Source organism: Streptomyces sp. A 4/2 (genome assembly GCF_940670765.1).
Lineage (GTDB): Bacteria > Actinomycetota > Actinomycetes > Streptomycetales > Streptomycetaceae > Streptomyces.
Map to the genome: position 1 here is coordinate 41,756 of NZ_CALNVW010000010.1, position 16,637 is coordinate 58,392.

Consider the following 16,637-nt stretch of genomic DNA (forward strand, 5'->3'; position numbering starts at 1 on the left):
ATGACAGGGGCTCTTCCATTCCTGTCCCACCGCTCTCACGTCCATGAGGAGACCCCGTGGGCTGTGCATGCCATGTTGTGCTGGCTATGCGCCTCTCCCGGCCGGGCCCTTGGCCCCGGCCGGGATGCCGATAACACCCCCTACCTCGACGGCTGTTGCCGAAGCGGTATCGATACTGGCGCAGGCCCGGTGGTGGCGGCACAGCAGGACGTACGCGAGGCAGGCGATTGCGCGCAGCGCGTCGGGGACCGCGGCCGAGTCGGCGCGGAAAATCGCGACGACAGCGATGACGGTGCTCCCGATGGTGATGCAGAAGGGAACAGTGGCGAGGGAAAACACATGTTTGGGCGGCAAGGTCGCTCCACGGTTGGTTCGTGCACGGGCTGGTGCCGTGACAGGGGGCGTCCGGCGGCGGGACATTGCGAGGGCTGAAGCGGTCGAATGGATATACGGGCCCAGTTCGATCTGCTCTGTTCTTTTCGCAGATTTTCAGTCGCCCACGGAGTCGTGTGGACTTCGCCTGTGTCTGCGGCGAGATCTCCCGTCCTTGAGTGGACCGTACTCGGCTGCGGTGACTGCAGGAGCGATAGGCGCGCCGGTCTGACTGCGACGTCCAGGTTGGTTAATTTGTGGAACGTGGCCGTGAGCGGGATGGGTACCCCCGCAGATGCGGGGAGCGGCTGGCGTGTCGCGACTTCCAGGGGCTCATCCGGTGATACTCCGGCACAACGGACCCAGTTTTTCGTACCGGACTATTATTTGCACCCGCCAGCTCTCTGTGGTGCGCCTAGGTTTTTCGTCCGGGCGAATTCTCCCGCCCATGCGGGAAGCAGATGTATCGCTGGATCGTACGCGAATCACCCCCCCGGCCGACGCCGTTGCGCTGTGGGGTCGGGTTGATTGCCCGGCCCTTCGTCGCCTCTCTGCCGGGTCTTCATTTCGATGGCTTCAGGTCAGTCCCCCAGACGCGCCTTCAGGTAAGTCGCTCTGTCGGTGTGGCGACTTTTGATCACGGAAGATAGGTATTGATCAATTTTGGCGTATGGCGCATAGTGATACCCGAGTTCCTGTTCAATTACCGCCGTGTGCGATGAAGAAGACCAGCCTGCAAATCTTGGTGATCGCTTGCTCGGCGCCGCCCGCACGGTGTGGGCCAAGCACGACCGGGCCACCGAGAAGTGGCTGCCCCTGTGGAGGCACATGGCGGACGGTGCTGCTGTAGCTGAGTTGCTGTGGGATCACTGGTTGCCGCGCAATGTGAAGGAGTTGGTCGCGGAGCCGCTTCCCGAGGGGGAAGCCGACGCGCGGCGGTTGTGCGTGTGGCTGGCAGGAACGCATGACATCGGCAAGGCCACACCCGCATTCGCGTGCCAAGTGGACGGGCTCGCCAACGTGTTGAGCGCAGCCGGTCTCGGCATGCGTACGCGAAAGCAGTTCGGCGACGACCGCCGGATGGCCCCTCATGGACTGGCCGGACAGGTGCTGTTGCAGGAGTGGCTGGAGGAACGGCGTGGTTGGACACGCCGGGCTTCCGCGCAGTTCGCCGTGATTGCCGGCGGCCACCATGGCGTACCACCGGACCACACACAGATCCACAACCTCGACGCGCACCCCGAGTTGCTGCGGACGCCGGGCCCGGCGGAGGCCGTCTGGCGGCGCGTGCAGAACGAGCTGCTGGATGCATGTGCCGACACCTTCGGGGTGGCGGACCGCCTCGACCACTGGCGAGGCGTGAAGCTGCCACAGCCGGTCCAAGCGCTGCTTACCGCGACAGTCATCGTGTGCGACTGGATCGCCAGCAACCCGGATCTCTTCCCGTACTTCCCCGAGGAGAATCCCCGCAGCGACACCGAGCGGGTGGCCGCGGCGTGGCGGGGGCTGAGGTTGCCCGGACCGTGGTCGCCGGTCGAACCGGCCCAGCCTGCCGCGGAGTTGTTCGCCGCTCGCTTCGAGTTACCACCCGGTGCCACGGTGCGGCCCGTGCAGGAACAGGCTCTCGCCATGGCCCGAGGCATGGGTCAGCCCGGGATGCTGATCATCGAGGCGCCGATGGGGGAGGGGAAGACCGAGGCCGCCCTCGCGGTGGCGGAGGTGTTCGCGGCACGTTCGGGCGCGGGCGGGTGTTATCTCGCCCTGCCGACGATGGCGACCAGCAACGCCATGTTCCCGCGGCTCCTGGACTGGCTCGGCCGGCTGCCGGCCTTCGCGCCGGAGACCGCGCGGGAAGATTCGCCGGAGCAGCGTTCGGTTCTGCTTGCCCACGCGAAGGCAGCGCTGCAGGAGGATTACGCCGCGCTGATGCGTGACAGCCATCGCACCATCGCCGCTGTGGACGCGTACGGCGACGACGAACGCCCCGCGGGCGCTGCGAAGGTCACCTCCGCCGACCTCGTCGCGCACCAGTGGCTGCGTGGACGGAAGAAGGGGTTGCTCGCCTCGTTCGCCGTCGGGACCATCGACCAGTTGCTGATGACCGGTCTCAAGAGCAGGCATCTGGCGCTGCGGCATCTGGCGATGGCCGGCAAGGTCGTCGTCATCGACGAAGTCCACGCCTATGACGCCTACATGAACACCTATCTCGACCGGGTGCTGTCCTGGCTGGGGGCGTACCGCGTTCCCGTCGTGGTGCTGTCGGCGACGCTTCCGGCAGGCCGCCGGAGGGAGTTGGCGGAGGCGTACTCCGGGACGAGCGCGAGCAAGATCGCGCAGGTGACCGATTACCCGCTCCTGACGGCCGTCGCGGCCGGTGCGGAACCGGTGACGGCATCGCCCGTCGCATCCGGGCGCCGGACCGACGTGGTGGTGGAGCGCCTGGCGGATGACGAGACCGCACTGGCGGAACGGTTGGCAGCGGAACTGGTCGAAGGCGGATGCGCGTTGGTCGTCCGCAACACCGTCGACCGGGTGACGGACACGGCCGCCGTACTCAGGTCGAGGTTCGGTGCCGAGCACGTCACCGTTGCGCACGCACGCTTCATCGATGTCGACCGAGCCCGTAAGGATGCCTCGCTCCTGGCCCGGTTCGGGCCACCGGACCGCGACGGCAAGTCACCGCGCCGTCCACGCGCGGCACACATCGTGGTCGCGAGCCAAGTGGCCGAGCAATCACTGGACGTGGACTTCGACCTCCTGGTGACCGACCTGTGCCCGGTCGACCTGTTGCTCCAGCGGATGGGACGGTTGCACCGTCACCCGCGTGGTGAGCAACAGAGTGCGCGTCCTGCGCGCCTGCGGCAGGCGCGCTGCCTGGTGACCGGCGTCGACTGGCTCACGGAGCCTGCCCCCACGCCCGTCAAGGGCTCGCGCACGGTCTACGGTCCGTATCCGCTACTGCGGTCCCTCGCCGTACTCACTCCGCACTTCGGTACGCCGGGAGAGCCGGGCCTGCCGGTGCGGCTGCCAGAGGACATCAGCCCGCTCGTCCAGCGGGCGTACGGGGACGACGAAGCCTGCCCGCCGCACTGGGAGCGGACTGTCGACCCCGCGCGGACCCTCCACCGTGAAGCCCGCACCAAGCAGCAGAAGAAGGCGGAGGTCTTCCGGCTGGACGAGGTACGCAAGGCCGGCCGGCCGCTCATCGGTTGGATCGGCGCGGGCGTCGGTGACGCGGATGACAGCAGGGCCGGACGAGCGCAGGTCCGGGACAGCCGGGAGAGCCTGGAAGTCCTGGTCGTGATGCGTCGGGCCGACGGCACCCTGTGCACCCTGCCCTGGCTGGACAAGGGCCGAGGCGGCCTCGAACTACCGACCGACGCCGTACCGTCCGGGCGCGCCGCACGGGCGGCCGCCGCGAGCGGCCTGCGGCTCCCCTACCACTTCTCCTTTCCCGACAAGCTGGACCAGGCCCTCGCCGAACTGGAAGAGCTGTATGTCCCCGCCTGGCAGGAGAAGGAGAGCCACTGGCTCGCCGGGGAGCTGATTCTCGCACTCGACGAGGGCTGTCGGACCCGGCTGGCAGGGTGGAATCTGGCGTACGACCCCGACGAGGGCCTGCTGGTGACACACGAGGAACCGGGTAGGGGAACGGAAGCGGTGCCGATGTCCGAGGCGCCGGGCTTCAACCTGACCCATCGCCCCTGGGTGCCCGTTCAGCTCGTCGACAGCTCGGAGCGTGAACTGTCCCTGCTGGAGGTGTTCGACCAGGCACGGGACATCCGCCGTCTCGCCGGCGATCTGCCGACCCAGGACTTTGCCCTGATACGGCTGCTGTTGGCGATCCTCCATGACGCTCTCGGCGGGCCGGGGAAGGGGGCGGTGCCGGAGGACTGCGACGCGTGGGAGGAGCTGTGGCTGTCGGAGAGGCCGTACGCCGGTCCGGTGGCCGACTATCTGCACCTGCACCGCGACCGCTTCGACCTCCTGCACCCCGAGCGGCCGTTCTACCAGGTCTCCGGGTTACACACGGCCAAGGACGAGGTCTCCTCCCTCAACCGCATCGTGGCCGACGTGCCCAACGGAGACCCGTTCTTCAGCATGCGCATGCCTGGTGTCGGTCGGCTCGGGCCGGCCGAGGCGGCCCGATGGCTGGTGCACGCCCAGGCGTTCGATCCGTCGGGTATCAAGTCCGGTGCGGTGGGCGATCCCCGGGTGAAGGCCGGCAAGGGCTACCCACAGGGAGTGGCGTGGGCGGGCAACCTCGGTGGGGTCCTCGTGGAGGGGGACAACCTTCACGAGACGCTGCTGCTCAATCTGATGGCTGCGGACAGCACCGGCCTGCATACGGACGAGGCCGACCGGCCGGCGTGGCGGGCGGCGGAGCCGTGTGGGCCGGACCAGGCGCGGGACCTTGCTCAACGTCCTTACGGATTGCGGGATTTGTACACCTGGCAGTCCCGTCGTATCCGGCTGCACTGGGACGGCGACGGCGACGGCGTCTCCGGTGTGGTGCTGGCCTACGGCGACCGCCTCGAACCGCACAACATGATGCCGTACGAACCGATGACGAGCTGGCGCCGCAGCCCGGCGCAGGAGAAGAAGCGTGGTGAGGCGCTGGTCTACCTGCCGCAGGAGCACGATCCGTCACGCATGGCCTGGCGTGGGATGGAGGGTCTTCTCACCGGCCGGAAGACGAGGACGGAGCAAGGCCGGGACGGCGCGCTGCGCCTGCGGCCAGGAGTCGTGGAGTGGGTCGCCCGGCTGACCACCGAAGGGTTCCTCCCGCGCGGTCACCTGATCCGTACCCGCGTCATCGGCGCGCGGTACGGAACTCAGCAGTCGGTGATCGACGAGGTGGTGGACGACGGGGTCCTGATGCCCGTGGTGCTGCTCCACCGCGAGGACCGGCGGTACCGGCAGAGGGCCGTGGATGCCCTGAACGACGCGGAGCAGGCCGTGGGCATGCTCGCCGACCTCGCGACCGACCTCGCCCTCGCCTCCGGGGCGGACCCCGAGCCCCGGCGGAACGCAGCCCGTGACCTGGGGTTCGGCACCCTCGACACCCCTTACCGCCATTGGCTGCGGGACCTGGGCGCCGCCTCTGATCCGGACGGGCACCGCGACCGCTGGAAGCGGGAGGTGCGCTGCATCGTCGGGGAACTGGGGACGGGTCTGCTGGACGACGTGGGAGTGGCCGCCTGGGAAGGACGCGTCGTGGAGATCCGCGGCGGACCGCGCTGGCTGAACGACGCCGCGGCCGACCTCCGTTTCCGCACCCGGCTCGAAGGGCTCCTGGCCGCTGAGGGCGAAGTACCGCCGGATCGGCCACCGGCCCGACCCGTTCCCGAGGAGTCGCCCGTATGACTGTCAGCCGTCCCGCCGCTGCCACGTCCCGCACCCGGCAAGTGCCCCTCGGCCCGGTCGGCAGCGCTGTCCACCAGCGCATCACGTCGTTGCAGCGCGGCTACCTGGACGACCGCAGCGACGCCGTGGGCGTACTGGCCCGGCTGCGACGCGGCATCGGCCGACCGGCCGGTGAGACAGCTGACCTGTGGGGTCTCATCGGTACCGAACCCTTGTATGAGCAGTACGAGCGAGGCGGGCTGACCGAGGACGAGATGTGTCAGGCCGAGGAGGCGGCGCACGCCGCCGTCACCTTGTGGTCGCTGCACCAGCAGTCCCACCACACCTCCCGCATGCACCGCAGGCCCGGCCTTGAACTCGGCGCAGCCGTCCGGCGCCTGGTGCCCGGAGCCGAGATCGACGAGCCGACGCGCAAGCGCTTCGTCCGGGTGGGTACGGCTGCCACTCCCGTGGTGCTCGCCGGGCGGCTGCGCGAACTCGTCATCCTGCTGCGCCGCGAGGCCATCGCGCTCGACTACGGGATGCTGGCCGACCAGCTCCACATGTGGCAACTCCCCGGCGGCGCCCCGTCGGTGCGCCGTTCCTGGGGCCGTTCCTACCTCGCTGTTCCCCGCCGCGCGTCCGGCAACGGCCCGGCGGCAGCAGGGCGGAACGCGCCGGGCGGCGGAGACGGAGCCAGCAACAGCGACGGCCTGCACGACCCTGACACGACCACCCTGGAGGACGAGACCTCGTGAGCCGCACCATCATCGACGTGCACGTGTTGCAGACCGTGCCGCCGAGCAACCTCAATCGCGACGACACCGGCACCCCGAAGACCGCTGTCTACGGTGGCGTCCGCCGCGCTCGTGTTTCCAGCCAGGCGTGGAAGAGGGCGACCAGGAAAGCGTTCCGGGACCTGCTCGACCCGGAGGAACTCGGCTTCCGTACCAAGCGGGTGGTCGAGCTGGTGGCCGAGCGGATCACCAGGGTGGACGCTTCGTTGAACGGCGACGTGGCCATCGCGCTGGCCGCCGAAACCCTCCGTGCGGTGACCGGATCGAAGAAGATCGAGGTGCCGCGCAGGAAGGCGGAGAGCGCGAAGAAGAAGGGCGAGCCGGAGCCGCCACCGGAGTCTTCGTACCTCATGTTCCTCAGCGCGCGTCAGATCGACGGCCTGGCCCGCCTCGCGGTCGAGGGCGCGGACGACATCAAGGCGTACCTCCAGGTCAAGGAGCACAAGGACAGAGCCCGGGGGATCGCCGACACCCGGCACTCGGTGGATATCGCGCTCTTCGGCCGGATGGTCGCCGATTCGGCCGACTTCAACGTCGACGCCGCGGCCCAGGTCGCCCACGCCATCAGCGTCCACCAGGTCGAGATCGAGTCCGACTACTTCACCGCGGTGGACGACCAGAACGAGAAGAACGAGGAGTCCGGCGCCGGCATGATCGGCACGGTCGACTTCAACTCGGCGACGCTGTACCGCTACGCCGCTCTGGACGTGGACCGGCTGCGCGACAACCTCGGTGTCGGCAGGCGCCCTGACCAGCCGTTGGACGAGCCGGTGCGCAGGGCGGTGCGGGCCTTCCTGGAGGGTTTCGTGGCCTCCATGCCGACCGGCAAGATCAACACCTTCGGCAACCACACACTCCCGGAAGCCGTGATCGTCACCCTCCGCTCAGCGAGGCCCATCAGCTTCGTCGCCGCCTTCGAGGAGCCCGTGCTCGCCCCCCAGGGCTCCGGCGGCCATCTGCGCGGCGCGTGTGCCCAACTGCTCGCGCACGTCTCCGACATCGAGAAGGCGTACGAGGTCACCGGCAACCCGAGGTGGGTACTCAGGGCGGGCGCCGCCACTGAACCGCTGGCGGCGCTCGGCATTGCCGTCACCCTCAGCGGTCTGCTCGACGGAGTGAGTGACGCGGTCGCCGAGCGGTTGGCGGCACACGAACCCAAGGGCCAGGACGGTCCCGCATGAGCGAACGCAACAGTGTCCTGACGCTGCGCCTCGCGGGCCCGCTCCAGTCCTGGGGCGCGTCGTCACGCTTCGCACGGCGCACGACGGAACGCGCGCCCACCAAGAGCGGAGTGCTCGGACTGCTCGCCGCGTCCCAGGGCCGCGACCGCGGCGCGGACATTTCCGACCTCGCCTCGCTCAGGTTCGCCGTCCGGCTCGACCAGCCGGGCACCCGGGTGCGCGACTACCAGACCGCGCACCACGGCGTCACCGGCAAATCCATGCCGGTGTCCGAACGCTTCTACCTCTCCGACGCGGTCTTCGTCGCCGCTGTGGAAGGCGACGCAGCCTTGATCGATGGCCTGCACACGGCGGTCCGGACGCCGACGTTCCTGCCGTTCCTCGGCCGCCGCTCCTGCCCGCCGTCCCGGCCGATCGACCTGGGCGTCCATCGCGGCGGTCTCTGGCGGGCGTTGAGAGCCGAGCCCTGGCAGGCATCCGCCTGGTTCCAACGCCGCCGTGTCCGCGAGCGACGCATCGAACTCGAAGTGATCGCCGACCTCGCCGCCGGTGACGGCCCCGGCGACGCGGTACGGGACCAGCCGCTCAGCTTCGACCCGCGCCACCGCCGGTACGGCCTGCGCGGTGTCCGGTCGGCGGCCGTCAGCGTCGCCAATCCACTGAGCGCGTCCCGCCGGCCTTTCGTACCGCCGAAACACGAACCGCTGCGGCTACTGGAAGAATGACCATGTTCCTGACTCGATTCCGCCTCAACGCCGCGCGTATGGGCGCCCGTCGGCTGCTCAGCTCGCCGCAGAGCCTGCATGCCGCAGTCATGGTGTCGTTCCCCGAGAGACTCGATCACCGTGGCGACGGCCCCCGGGTGCTGTGGCGCCTGGATCAGCAGTCCCGCAGCGAAGTGCTGCTCTACGTCGTCAGCCCCGACCGGCCCGACCTCACCCACTTGGTGGAGCAGGCGGGCTGGCCGACGACCGGTGGCTGGCAGACAAAGCCGTACGCGCCCTTCCTGGCCCGCCTCGCCGCCGACGACACCTGGGCCTTCCGGCTCACCGCGAACCCCGTGCACAGCATCCGGCGGCACGACGCCGAGCCGACCAAACGCACCGCGCACACCACTCCGCGCCACCAGCTGGACTGGCTGCTCAAACGGCAGACGGACGCCGGCTTCGAGATCGTGGAAAAACCGGGGCCCCGGCCGGACGGCCTCGACGGTGCCTGGCACGAGGTCGTCGTCCACAACCGCAGAGACCTTGCCTTCCGTAAGAGAAACGAGTCTGACGACCGCGTGCACAAGGTGGCGCTGACCCGTGTCACCTACGACGGCCGCCTCCGTGTCCTGGACCCCGACGCGTTCCGCCGTACCCTCACCTCCGGCCTCGGCAAGGCCAAAGCGTACGGCTGCGGACTCATGACCCTCGCTCCCGCGGAGTAGCCGGTGACCACGATCAGCAGGCGTCCCGCCTCCGGTCCGCGACAGCTCACCCGCGTCGGTGAGCGCCTGTCCTTCGTCTACCTCGAACGTTGTGTGGTGCACCGCGACGCCAACGCCATCACTGCCGAGGACGCGGAGGGCGTTCGTCACATCCCCTCGGCGACCATCGGCACGCTGCTGCTCGGGCCGGGCACGCGGATCACCCACCAGGCCATGGCGGTTCTCGGCGATTGCGGCGCCGCGGTGGTGTGGGTCGGCGAGAACGGCGTACGTTTCTACGCTGGCGGCCGGGCGCTGAGCCGCACCTCCGCTCTCGTGGAGGCCCAGGCCCTGGCCTGGGCGAACCAGCGGACCCGTCTCGACGTCGCCAGGGCCATGTACCGGCTCCGCTTCCCCGACGAGGACCCGGCCGGATGCACCCGCCGCCAGCTCCTCGGCCGTGAGGGCGACCGGGTCAAGCGTTGTTACGCCGAGCAGGCCGCCCGCACCGGTGTGCCCTGGCGCGGCCGCCGGTTCACCCCGGGCGACTTCGGCTCCGGTGATGCCCCGAACCAGGCTGTCACCGCTGCCGCGCAGTGCATGTACGGCATCGCTCAGACCGTGGTCGCCGCGTTGGGCTGCAGTCCAGGCCTCGGCTTCGTCCACTCGGGCCACGAATTGTCCTTCGTCCTCGACGTGGCCGACTTCTACAAGACGGACATCGGCATTCCCGTGGCCTTCGAGGTAGTCGCGGAAGGTCCGGAAGACATCGGCCCCCGAACGCGGCGAGCACTGCGCGACCGCATCAACTCCGCAGGACTGCTCGACCGGTGCGTACGCGATATCCAGGGACTGCTCGCGCCTGCGGGTGCAGATCTGTCGGACGCCGGTGATCGTGTCACTCTTCTGTCCGACCGGGGCGCCGAGGTGGCCGCCGGCCGCAACTACAGTGACCACGAGGGCGGTCAGGGCGACACCTTGGTTCAGGACATCGGGGCGCAGGACGGCCTTACACGGGACGGCGTCATCTGGTGACGGTTATCGTCCTCACCCACTGCCCGGTCGGCCTGCGCGGCTTTCTCACCCGCTGGCTCCTGGAGATCTCTCCCGGCGTCTTCCTGGGTAACCCTTCCGCCCGCATTCGCGACGCCTTGTGGGACGAGGTCCGCCAGTACGCCGGTAACGGCCGCGCATTGCTCGCGTACTCCACCAACTCCGAACAGGGCTACGCCTTCCGCACCCACGACCACAAGTGGCATCCCGTCGACCACGAGGGTCTCACCCTCATCTTCCGCCCTTCCGGCCGCTCCGCGCTCCCTCCCTCGTCACCTTCTTCAGGCTGGAGCAAGGCGTCGAAGCGCCGCCGCTTCGGCAACCGGGCATAGCTTGTTCGCCAACGGGCCGCCCTTCAGGCCCACGCTTGCGCGGTGTTGTACCGCGACAGCAGCCGTGCAGCGGGCTCCACCGGGCACCTAGGCTCTGACGAGTTCGGGGTTCAGCGCTTGGCGGCAGCTTGTACGCCGATACTGTCCGTACTGTCCGTCCCACGTGATTGCCGGACGGTTGGAACGGCCGGTGTCCGTCCAGCTGAATTGGGTGAACTTCCTGGCGTACGTACGGATTCGACCTCGATCAGAAGCAGGGCAAGCCGCCGGTCCGGAGGGTCCTTCTTGAGCCTCTGGCAGGCTCATCCGAGAAGACTTGGTGCGAACGTGCAGCCCTGGCCTGGAGGCAACCCTGGCCAAACCCCCTTCCGTTTGCCGCATATGTCCTTTTCTTTGATCCTTGCTGAAACAAGCATTGCCCCTTGACAAAAGAGCAGCTCACAAAGACCGCTCCCCGCGCCTACGGGGATGAGCCCGCTTCCTCACCGGCCCGCCCCCGCCGTGACCACCGCTCCCCGCGCCTACGGGGATGAGCCCGGTCCGCGAATTCCGCGATCCGCCGCTGGATCCCGCTCCCCGCGCCTACGGGGATGAGCCCTGTCAGCCTGGCTGACATTTGACTGACGATGTCCGCTCCCCGCGCCTACGGGGATGAGCCCGCGAGCACACCTCATGCATTACGAGGCCAGTACCGCTCCCCGCGCCTACGGGGATGAGCCCATGCAACTGGGCAAGGCAGCCGGCAAAGAACTCCGCTCCCCGCGCCTACGGGGATGAGCCCGAATCTCAACGTGGGTGACAGCGCCTGCTACTCCGCTCCCCGCGCCTACGGGGATGAGCCCAGTGACGGCATCCTCCCCAGCCGCGTCCTGAACCGCTCCCCGCGCCTACGGGGATGAGCCCGCGACGGGGGCCGTAGCATCCGCCGGCCACCGCCGCTCCCCGCGCCTACGGGGATGAGCCCAGAGAAGCGGATCATCCCCGCGAAAGCGGGGTCCGCTCCCCGCGCCTACGGGGATGAGCCCGCTGCGCGTCCCTCGCCCATCGCACAGCGATGCCGCTCCCCGCGCCTACGGGGATGAGCCCACGTCGTCGGAAGGGCAGAGTCCAGCGGGGGTCCGCTCCCCGCGCCTACGGGGATGAGCCCAACACCACAGGCCAGACGCTCGTCCTCACCCGCCGCTCCCCGCGCCTACGGGGATGAGCCCTATCACGGCGTGATAGTTGAGTGCGGATTCGCCCGCTCCCCGCGCCTACGGGGATGAGCCCACCTCTGTTAGATGAAACAGAGGTGTTAGAGTCCGCTCCCCGCGCCTACGGGGATGAGCCCGATGAACCCAGCCGTGTGTCTCCAACTCGCCGCCGCTCCCCGCGCCTACGGGGATGAGCCCTCGCAGGGCCCGCCGCTCAATGGGCCCGCGACCCGCTCCCCGCGCCTACGGGGATGAGCCCACCAAGCAGCGCGCCACCACCGACGGCGGATACCGCTCCCCGCGCCTACGGGGATGAGCCCGTCACCGTCAAGACCGGGTCCGGTATCCAGTCCCGCTCCCCGCGCCTACGGGGATGAGCCTGCGGTCTTCGGGATGGTCCGGGCGCTCGCCCGCCGCTCCCCGCGCCTACGGGGATGAGCCCATCCCCAGCGTGTGGCGAAGTCCGTATCGGTCCGCTCCCCGCGCCTACGGGGATGAGCCCAACGCAGTCGAGCGGTGCAGAACCGGTGAGTGCCGCTCCCCGCGCCTGCGGGGATGAGCCCGCGGTGGCCTGCGTCCCACGCGCTCGCAGCCGCCGCTCCCCGCGCCTGCGGGGATGAGCCCCGCTCAAAGGGCGACCAGTCACCTGACCAGTGCCGCTCCCCGTGCCCGCGGGGGATGAGCCCGCGGCCGGGGGACACCGGTACCCCCCGGCGGAAACAACGTGCCCTCAATGTGCCCCGGCCGCCGGACGGCCTCCGTCCGGCACGCGAAAGGGTGAGGCCTGAAGACCCTGTTCGAACCTGCGTCCCGGGTCAGGGCCACACCAGGCAGTACGCCTGGTGCCCCGCGTCGTGCAGCCGGTGTGAGAAGTCCTGCCATTCGTGCAGCAGTCGGTACGCGTTGTACGCGTCCCGCGGCCCGCCGCGGTCCGGGACCGTCGACCAGATGAAGGCGGCGGCGCCCACCGATTCCTCGCCGACCCCCCGCAGCGGGTCCACGACCGTCATCGGGAGCTTCACCACCGCGTAGTCGGGGTGCAGCACGACCAGTTCCAGCGGAGGCACCTTGCCCAGCGGTATGCCCTGGATGCCGGTGAGGACCATCGCGGCCATCGTCTCCGGCTTTATCTTCGTGAACATGCCGCCCATGCCGAGCTCGTCACCGCCCAGCTCCTCCGGGCGCATGGTGACGGGCACCCGGGCCGCCGTGGCTCCGTCGGGCGCGCCGAAGTACTTGTAGGTCACCCCCACAAGCCCACCACTTCTGCTACCCGTTCTTCCTGCCTGTGCGCGCGCCTCTGCCTCTCGCCGGTGCTTACCCCTCCGGGCAGGCTCGGGACCCAGGTCGTCGGTCCCCTCGCCCAGTCCGCCACCGCGATGCATATCTCCACCCGACCACTCGCAGCCCCCGCCGCGCAACCCGATCATCGTGTCAGAGACCTCCCCCACGGATGTGCTGTGAAACACCTGTCCGCAATACTGTCTGCGCCTCTGACACCATGGCTTGTGTGAGCTATCCGTACGAATACGAAGCCCCAGTTTCGCAGACGCTCTTCGACCGCGCGTCCCATGTGACACCCGGCGGGGTGAACTCGCCTGTTCGCGCCTTCCGTGCCGTGGGCGGTACGCCCCGGTTCATGGTGTCCGGTACGGGCCCCTACCTGACCGACGCCGACGGACGCGAGTACGTCGACCTCGTGTGTTCGTGGGGCCCGATGATCCTCGGGCACTCCCACCCCGAGGTCGTCGCCGCCGTGCAGGCGGCGGTCGCGCGTGGCACCTCCTTCGGTACGCCGGGTGAGGGCGAGGTCGCGCTGGCCGAGGAGATCGTCGCCCGGGTCGAGCCGGTCGAGCAGGTGCGTCTGGTGTCGTCCGGCACCGAGGCGACCATGTCGGCGATCCGTCTCGCCCGCGGTTTCACCGGCCGCGCCAAGGTGGTGAAGTTCGCCGGCTGCTACCACGGGCACGTGGACGCGCTGCTGGCCGCGGCCGGGTCCGGTGTCGCGACCTTCGGGCTCCCGGACACGCCGGGCGTGACGGGTGCGCAGACCGGCGACACGATCGTCCTGCCGTACAACGACCTGGACGCGGTGCGGCAGGCGTTCGCCGCGCACCCCGGTGAGATCGCCTGCGTCATCACCGAGGCCTCGCCCGGGAACATGGGTGTGGTCCCGCCGGTCGAGGGCTTCAACGCCGGACTCAAGGAGCTCTGCTCCGGCAACGGCGCGCTGTACATCTCCGACGAGGTCATGACCGGATTCCGTACCTCGAAGGCCGGCTGGTACGGCGTCGACGGTGTCCGTCCCGACCTGATGACCTTCGGCAAGGTCATGGGCGGCGGCTTCCCGGCCGCGGCGTTCGGTGGCCGCGCCGACGTCATGGCGTACCTGGCGCCCGTCGGACCCGTCTACCAGGCGGGCACCCTCTCCGGTAACCCGGTCGCGACCGCCGCCGGGCTCGCGCAGCTGCGGCTGCTCGACGACGCCGCGTACGCGAAGGTCGACGCGGTCTCCCGGGAGATCCAGGGCCTCGTCTCCGCCGCCCTCACCAAGGAGGGGGTCGCGCACCGGATCCAGTCGGCGAGCAACATGTTCTCCGTGTTCTTCAGCGACAGCGACGTCCGTGACTACGAGGACGCCAAGGCGCAGGAAGCTTTCCGTTTCACCCCCTTCTTCCACTCGATGCTGGCGCAGGGCGTCTATCTGCCGCCGTCGGCCTTCGAGTCCTGGTTCGTTTCGACCACGCACGACGAGCGGGCGGTCGAGCGCATCGCCGCCGCACTTCCCGCCGCCGCCCGAGCCGCCGCCGAGGTGTCCGCATGAGTGACAGCAGTACCAGCAGCCCCAGAGGCATCGGTGACGCCGTGAGCGTCAACAACACGAGCGACGAGATCACCGTGGTCCATCTGATGCGCCACGGCGAGGTGCACAACCCGGACGGCGTGCTCTACGGGCGCCGCCCCGGCTACCACCTCTCCGAGCTGGGCCGGCAGATGGCCGACCGGGTCGCCGAGCACCTCGCGAGCCGTGACATCACCCATGTCGTCGCGTCCCCGCTGGAGCGCGCGCAGGAGACCGCGACCCCGGTCGCCAAGTCCCACGGCCTGGAACTGGCCAGCGATGTGCGGCTCATCGAGGCAGCGAACATCTTCGAGGGCAAGACGTTCGGCGTCGGTGACGGCGCCCTGAGCAGGCCCGCCAACTGGAAGCACCTCACCAACCCGTTCCGTCCCTCCTGGGGCGAGCCGTACGTCGACCAGGTCGTACGGATGATGGGCGCCCTGAACGCCGCGCGCGACGCGGCCCGTGGCCACGAGGCGGTGTGCGTCAGCCACCAGCTGCCCATCTGGACCGTACGGAGCTTCGTGGAGCGGCGGCGGCTCTGGCACGACCCGCGCAAGCGGCAGTGCACGCTCGCCTCGCTGACGACGTTCACGTACCAGGGGGACCGGATTATCTCTGTCGGATACACGGAACCGGCGAGGGACCTGGTGCCGTCCCACCTCCTGTCGGGCGCAAAGCCCGTCAAAGGAAAAGCAAAAGCATATGGTGCTTAGAGTGAAAAAACATATGTATTAGCGGGAACCTCCGTGTTCGTCCTGGCATCTAACCCGTTGCCCGCTTGTATGGGCCGCAAGGCAACGGATTGGATAGGTGGCGCGATGCGCAACATGAGCCGAAGGGGCCTGCTGGGACTGGGGGCCGGGGCCGCGGCGGCAGCGGGACTGGCGGGGTGCAGTTCAGGATCGGGTTCGTCCGGCGGGACCGCCAGGACCGGCCCCGGTGGTAAGGAGAAGGGCAGCACCGGGTCCGGGGCCAGCCCCCGAATGGCCCCACAGCGGCTGATCGGCGACGGCTCGACGGCCGATACCGGCCTTCAGCCGAACCAGCCCGCCAAGCCCGTCCCGCTGGAACCCGGTCAGACCCCGCCGCAGTTCGTGGTCTTCTCCTGGGACGGTGCGGGCGAGGTCGGCAACGGCCTTTTCCCCCGATTCCTGGAACTCGCCAAAGAACACCAGGCGGGGATGACGTTCTTCCTCTCCGGCCTGTATCTGCTGCCGGAGTCGAAGAAGTCCCTCTACCACCCGCCGAACAACCCCGTCGGTGCCTCCGCCATCGGATATCTCACCGACGAGCACATCAAGGCGACGATGAAGTACACCCGGCAGGCCTGGCTCGAAGGCCATGAGATCGGGACCCACTTCAACGGCCATTTCTGTGGCACCACTTCGGGTTCGGTCGGCAACTGGACCCCGGAACAGTGGCAGAGCGAGATCGACCAGGCCGTTTCCTTCGTCACCGAATGGCGGACGAACACCGGCTGGCACGACGAGGACCCGCTGCCTTTCGATTACCGCAAGGAACTCGTCGGCAGCCGTACTCCCTGTCTGCTCGGCCAGGACAATCTGCTCCCGACGGCGAAGAAACTCGGCTGGCGCTACGACGCCAGTTCGCCCGGCGGTATGCAGACCTGGCCGGTCAAGCGCGGCGGGCTGTGGGACCTTCCGCTCCAGCAGATCCCGTTCCCGGGGCACACCTTCGAGGTGCTCTCGATGGACTACAACATGCTGGCCAACCAGTCGAAGAATTCGACAAAGGGCATGACGTCGCAGTATCCGTACTGGCGCAAGCAGGCAGCTGCCTCGTATCTCGCGGGGTTCAAGCGGGCGTACGAGACGAACCGCGCGCCGATGTACATCGGCAATCACTTCGAGGAGTGGAACGGCGGCCTCTATATGGACGCCGTCGAGGAAGCGCTGAAGAAGATCGCGGGCCGGCCGGACGTACGGCTGGTCTCCTTCCGGCAGTTCTGCGACTGGCTCGATGTGCAGGACCCGAAGGTGCTCGACAAGCTCCGCACCCTGGAGGTCGGACAGCGCCCGACCGGCGGCTGGAACAGTTTCTTTAAGACTGCCTGACAACGGGCTTTCCGGGCAGTGAGGGGGGTGGC

12 protein-coding genes and 1 CRISPR repeat array are annotated in these 16,637 nt (G+C 68.9%); of the genes, 10 read left to right on the forward strand and 2 right to left on the reverse strand.

Annotated elements, in window-relative coordinates:
• Nucleotides 1-84: 84 nt before the first annotated feature.
• Entirely contained in the window at nucleotides 85-354 is a 270-nt protein-coding gene (locus NBY69_RS06790; protein ID WP_250298957.1) for a hypothetical protein, read from the reverse strand.
• Between the two features lie 729 nt (nucleotides 355-1,083).
• Between NBY69_RS06790 and casA the strand changes: the two genes are divergently transcribed.
• Genes casA through cas2e form a run of 7 tightly spaced genes read left to right on the forward strand, consistent with a single transcriptional unit; the run spans nucleotide 1,084 to nucleotide 10,492 of the window.
• Complete coding sequence (gene casA / locus NBY69_RS06795) at nucleotides 1,084-5,739, forward strand: type I-E CRISPR-associated protein Cse1/CasA (protein ID WP_284347880.1); 4,656 nt, start codon at nucleotides 1,084-1,086, stop codon at nucleotides 5,737-5,739.
• Complete coding sequence (gene casB / locus NBY69_RS06800; protein WP_250298962.1) at nucleotides 5,736-6,476, forward strand: type I-E CRISPR-associated protein Cse2/CasB; 741 nt, start codon at nucleotides 5,736-5,738, stop codon at nucleotides 6,474-6,476. Before casA ends, casB begins: the two co-directional genes overlap by 4 nt.
• On the forward strand, nucleotides 6,473-7,696 hold the full coding sequence (gene cas7e / locus NBY69_RS06805) for a type I-E CRISPR-associated protein Cas7/Cse4/CasC (RefSeq protein ID WP_250298966.1): 1,224 nt from the start codon (nucleotides 6,473-6,475) through the stop codon (nucleotides 7,694-7,696). Before casB ends, cas7e begins: the two co-directional genes overlap by 4 nt.
• Entirely contained in the window at nucleotides 7,693-8,421 is a 729-nt protein-coding gene (gene cas5e, locus NBY69_RS06810; protein WP_250298969.1) for a type I-E CRISPR-associated protein Cas5/CasD, read from the forward strand. The genes cas7e and cas5e overlap by 4 nt, the downstream gene beginning before the upstream one ends.
• A gap of 2 nt (nucleotides 8,422-8,423) precedes the next feature.
• The gene (gene cas6e / locus NBY69_RS06815; RefSeq protein ID WP_250298974.1) at nucleotides 8,424-9,128 is read left to right on the forward strand and encodes a type I-E CRISPR-associated protein Cas6/Cse3/CasE; all 705 of its coding nucleotides are present in this window, start codon (nucleotides 8,424-8,426) and stop codon (nucleotides 9,126-9,128) included.
• Between the two features lie 3 nt (nucleotides 9,129-9,131).
• A complete protein-coding gene (gene cas1e, locus NBY69_RS06820) occupies nucleotides 9,132-10,142 on the forward strand; it encodes a type I-E CRISPR-associated endonuclease Cas1e (RefSeq protein WP_250298979.1) in 1,011 nt (336 codons plus the stop codon).
• A complete protein-coding gene (gene cas2e / locus NBY69_RS06825; protein WP_250298983.1) occupies nucleotides 10,139-10,492 on the forward strand; it encodes a type I-E CRISPR-associated endoribonuclease Cas2e in 354 nt (117 codons plus the stop codon). Before cas1e ends, cas2e begins: the two co-directional genes overlap by 4 nt.
• Nucleotides 10,493-10,939: 447 nt before the next feature.
• Nucleotides 10,940-12,370: direct repeats of the CRISPR family, unit length 29 nt; unit sequence CCGCTCCCCGCGCCTACGGGGATGAGCCC.
• 130 nt (nucleotides 12,371-12,500) lie between these two features.
• On the opposite strand, the gene NBY69_RS06830 is transcribed toward cas2e, so the two are convergent.
• The gene (locus tag NBY69_RS06830) at nucleotides 12,501-13,070 is read right to left on the reverse strand and encodes a hypothetical protein (protein WP_250298985.1); all 570 of its coding nucleotides are present in this window, start codon (nucleotides 13,068-13,070) and stop codon (nucleotides 12,501-12,503) included.
• Between the two features lie 116 nt (nucleotides 13,071-13,186).
• Here NBY69_RS06830 and hemL point away from each other — a divergent pair, with 116 nt between their 5' ends.
• From hemL to NBY69_RS06845, 3 genes are all read left to right on the forward strand, one after another.
• Nucleotides 13,187-14,509 carry a glutamate-1-semialdehyde 2,1-aminomutase gene (gene hemL, locus NBY69_RS06835; RefSeq protein ID WP_250298986.1) on the forward strand — a complete coding sequence of 441 codons (1,323 nt, stop codon included), beginning with the start codon at nucleotides 13,187-13,189 and terminating at the stop codon, nucleotides 14,507-14,509.
• On the forward strand, nucleotides 14,506-15,243 hold the full coding sequence (locus NBY69_RS06840) for a histidine phosphatase family protein (RefSeq protein WP_250298988.1): 738 nt from the start codon (nucleotides 14,506-14,508) through the stop codon (nucleotides 15,241-15,243). Before hemL ends, NBY69_RS06840 begins: the two co-directional genes overlap by 4 nt.
• A 105-nt stretch (nucleotides 15,244-15,348) precedes the next feature.
• A complete protein-coding gene (locus NBY69_RS06845) occupies nucleotides 15,349-16,605 on the forward strand; it encodes a hypothetical protein (RefSeq protein WP_250298989.1) in 1,257 nt (418 codons plus the stop codon).
• The last annotated feature ends 32 nt before the right edge of the window (nucleotides 16,606-16,637 follow it).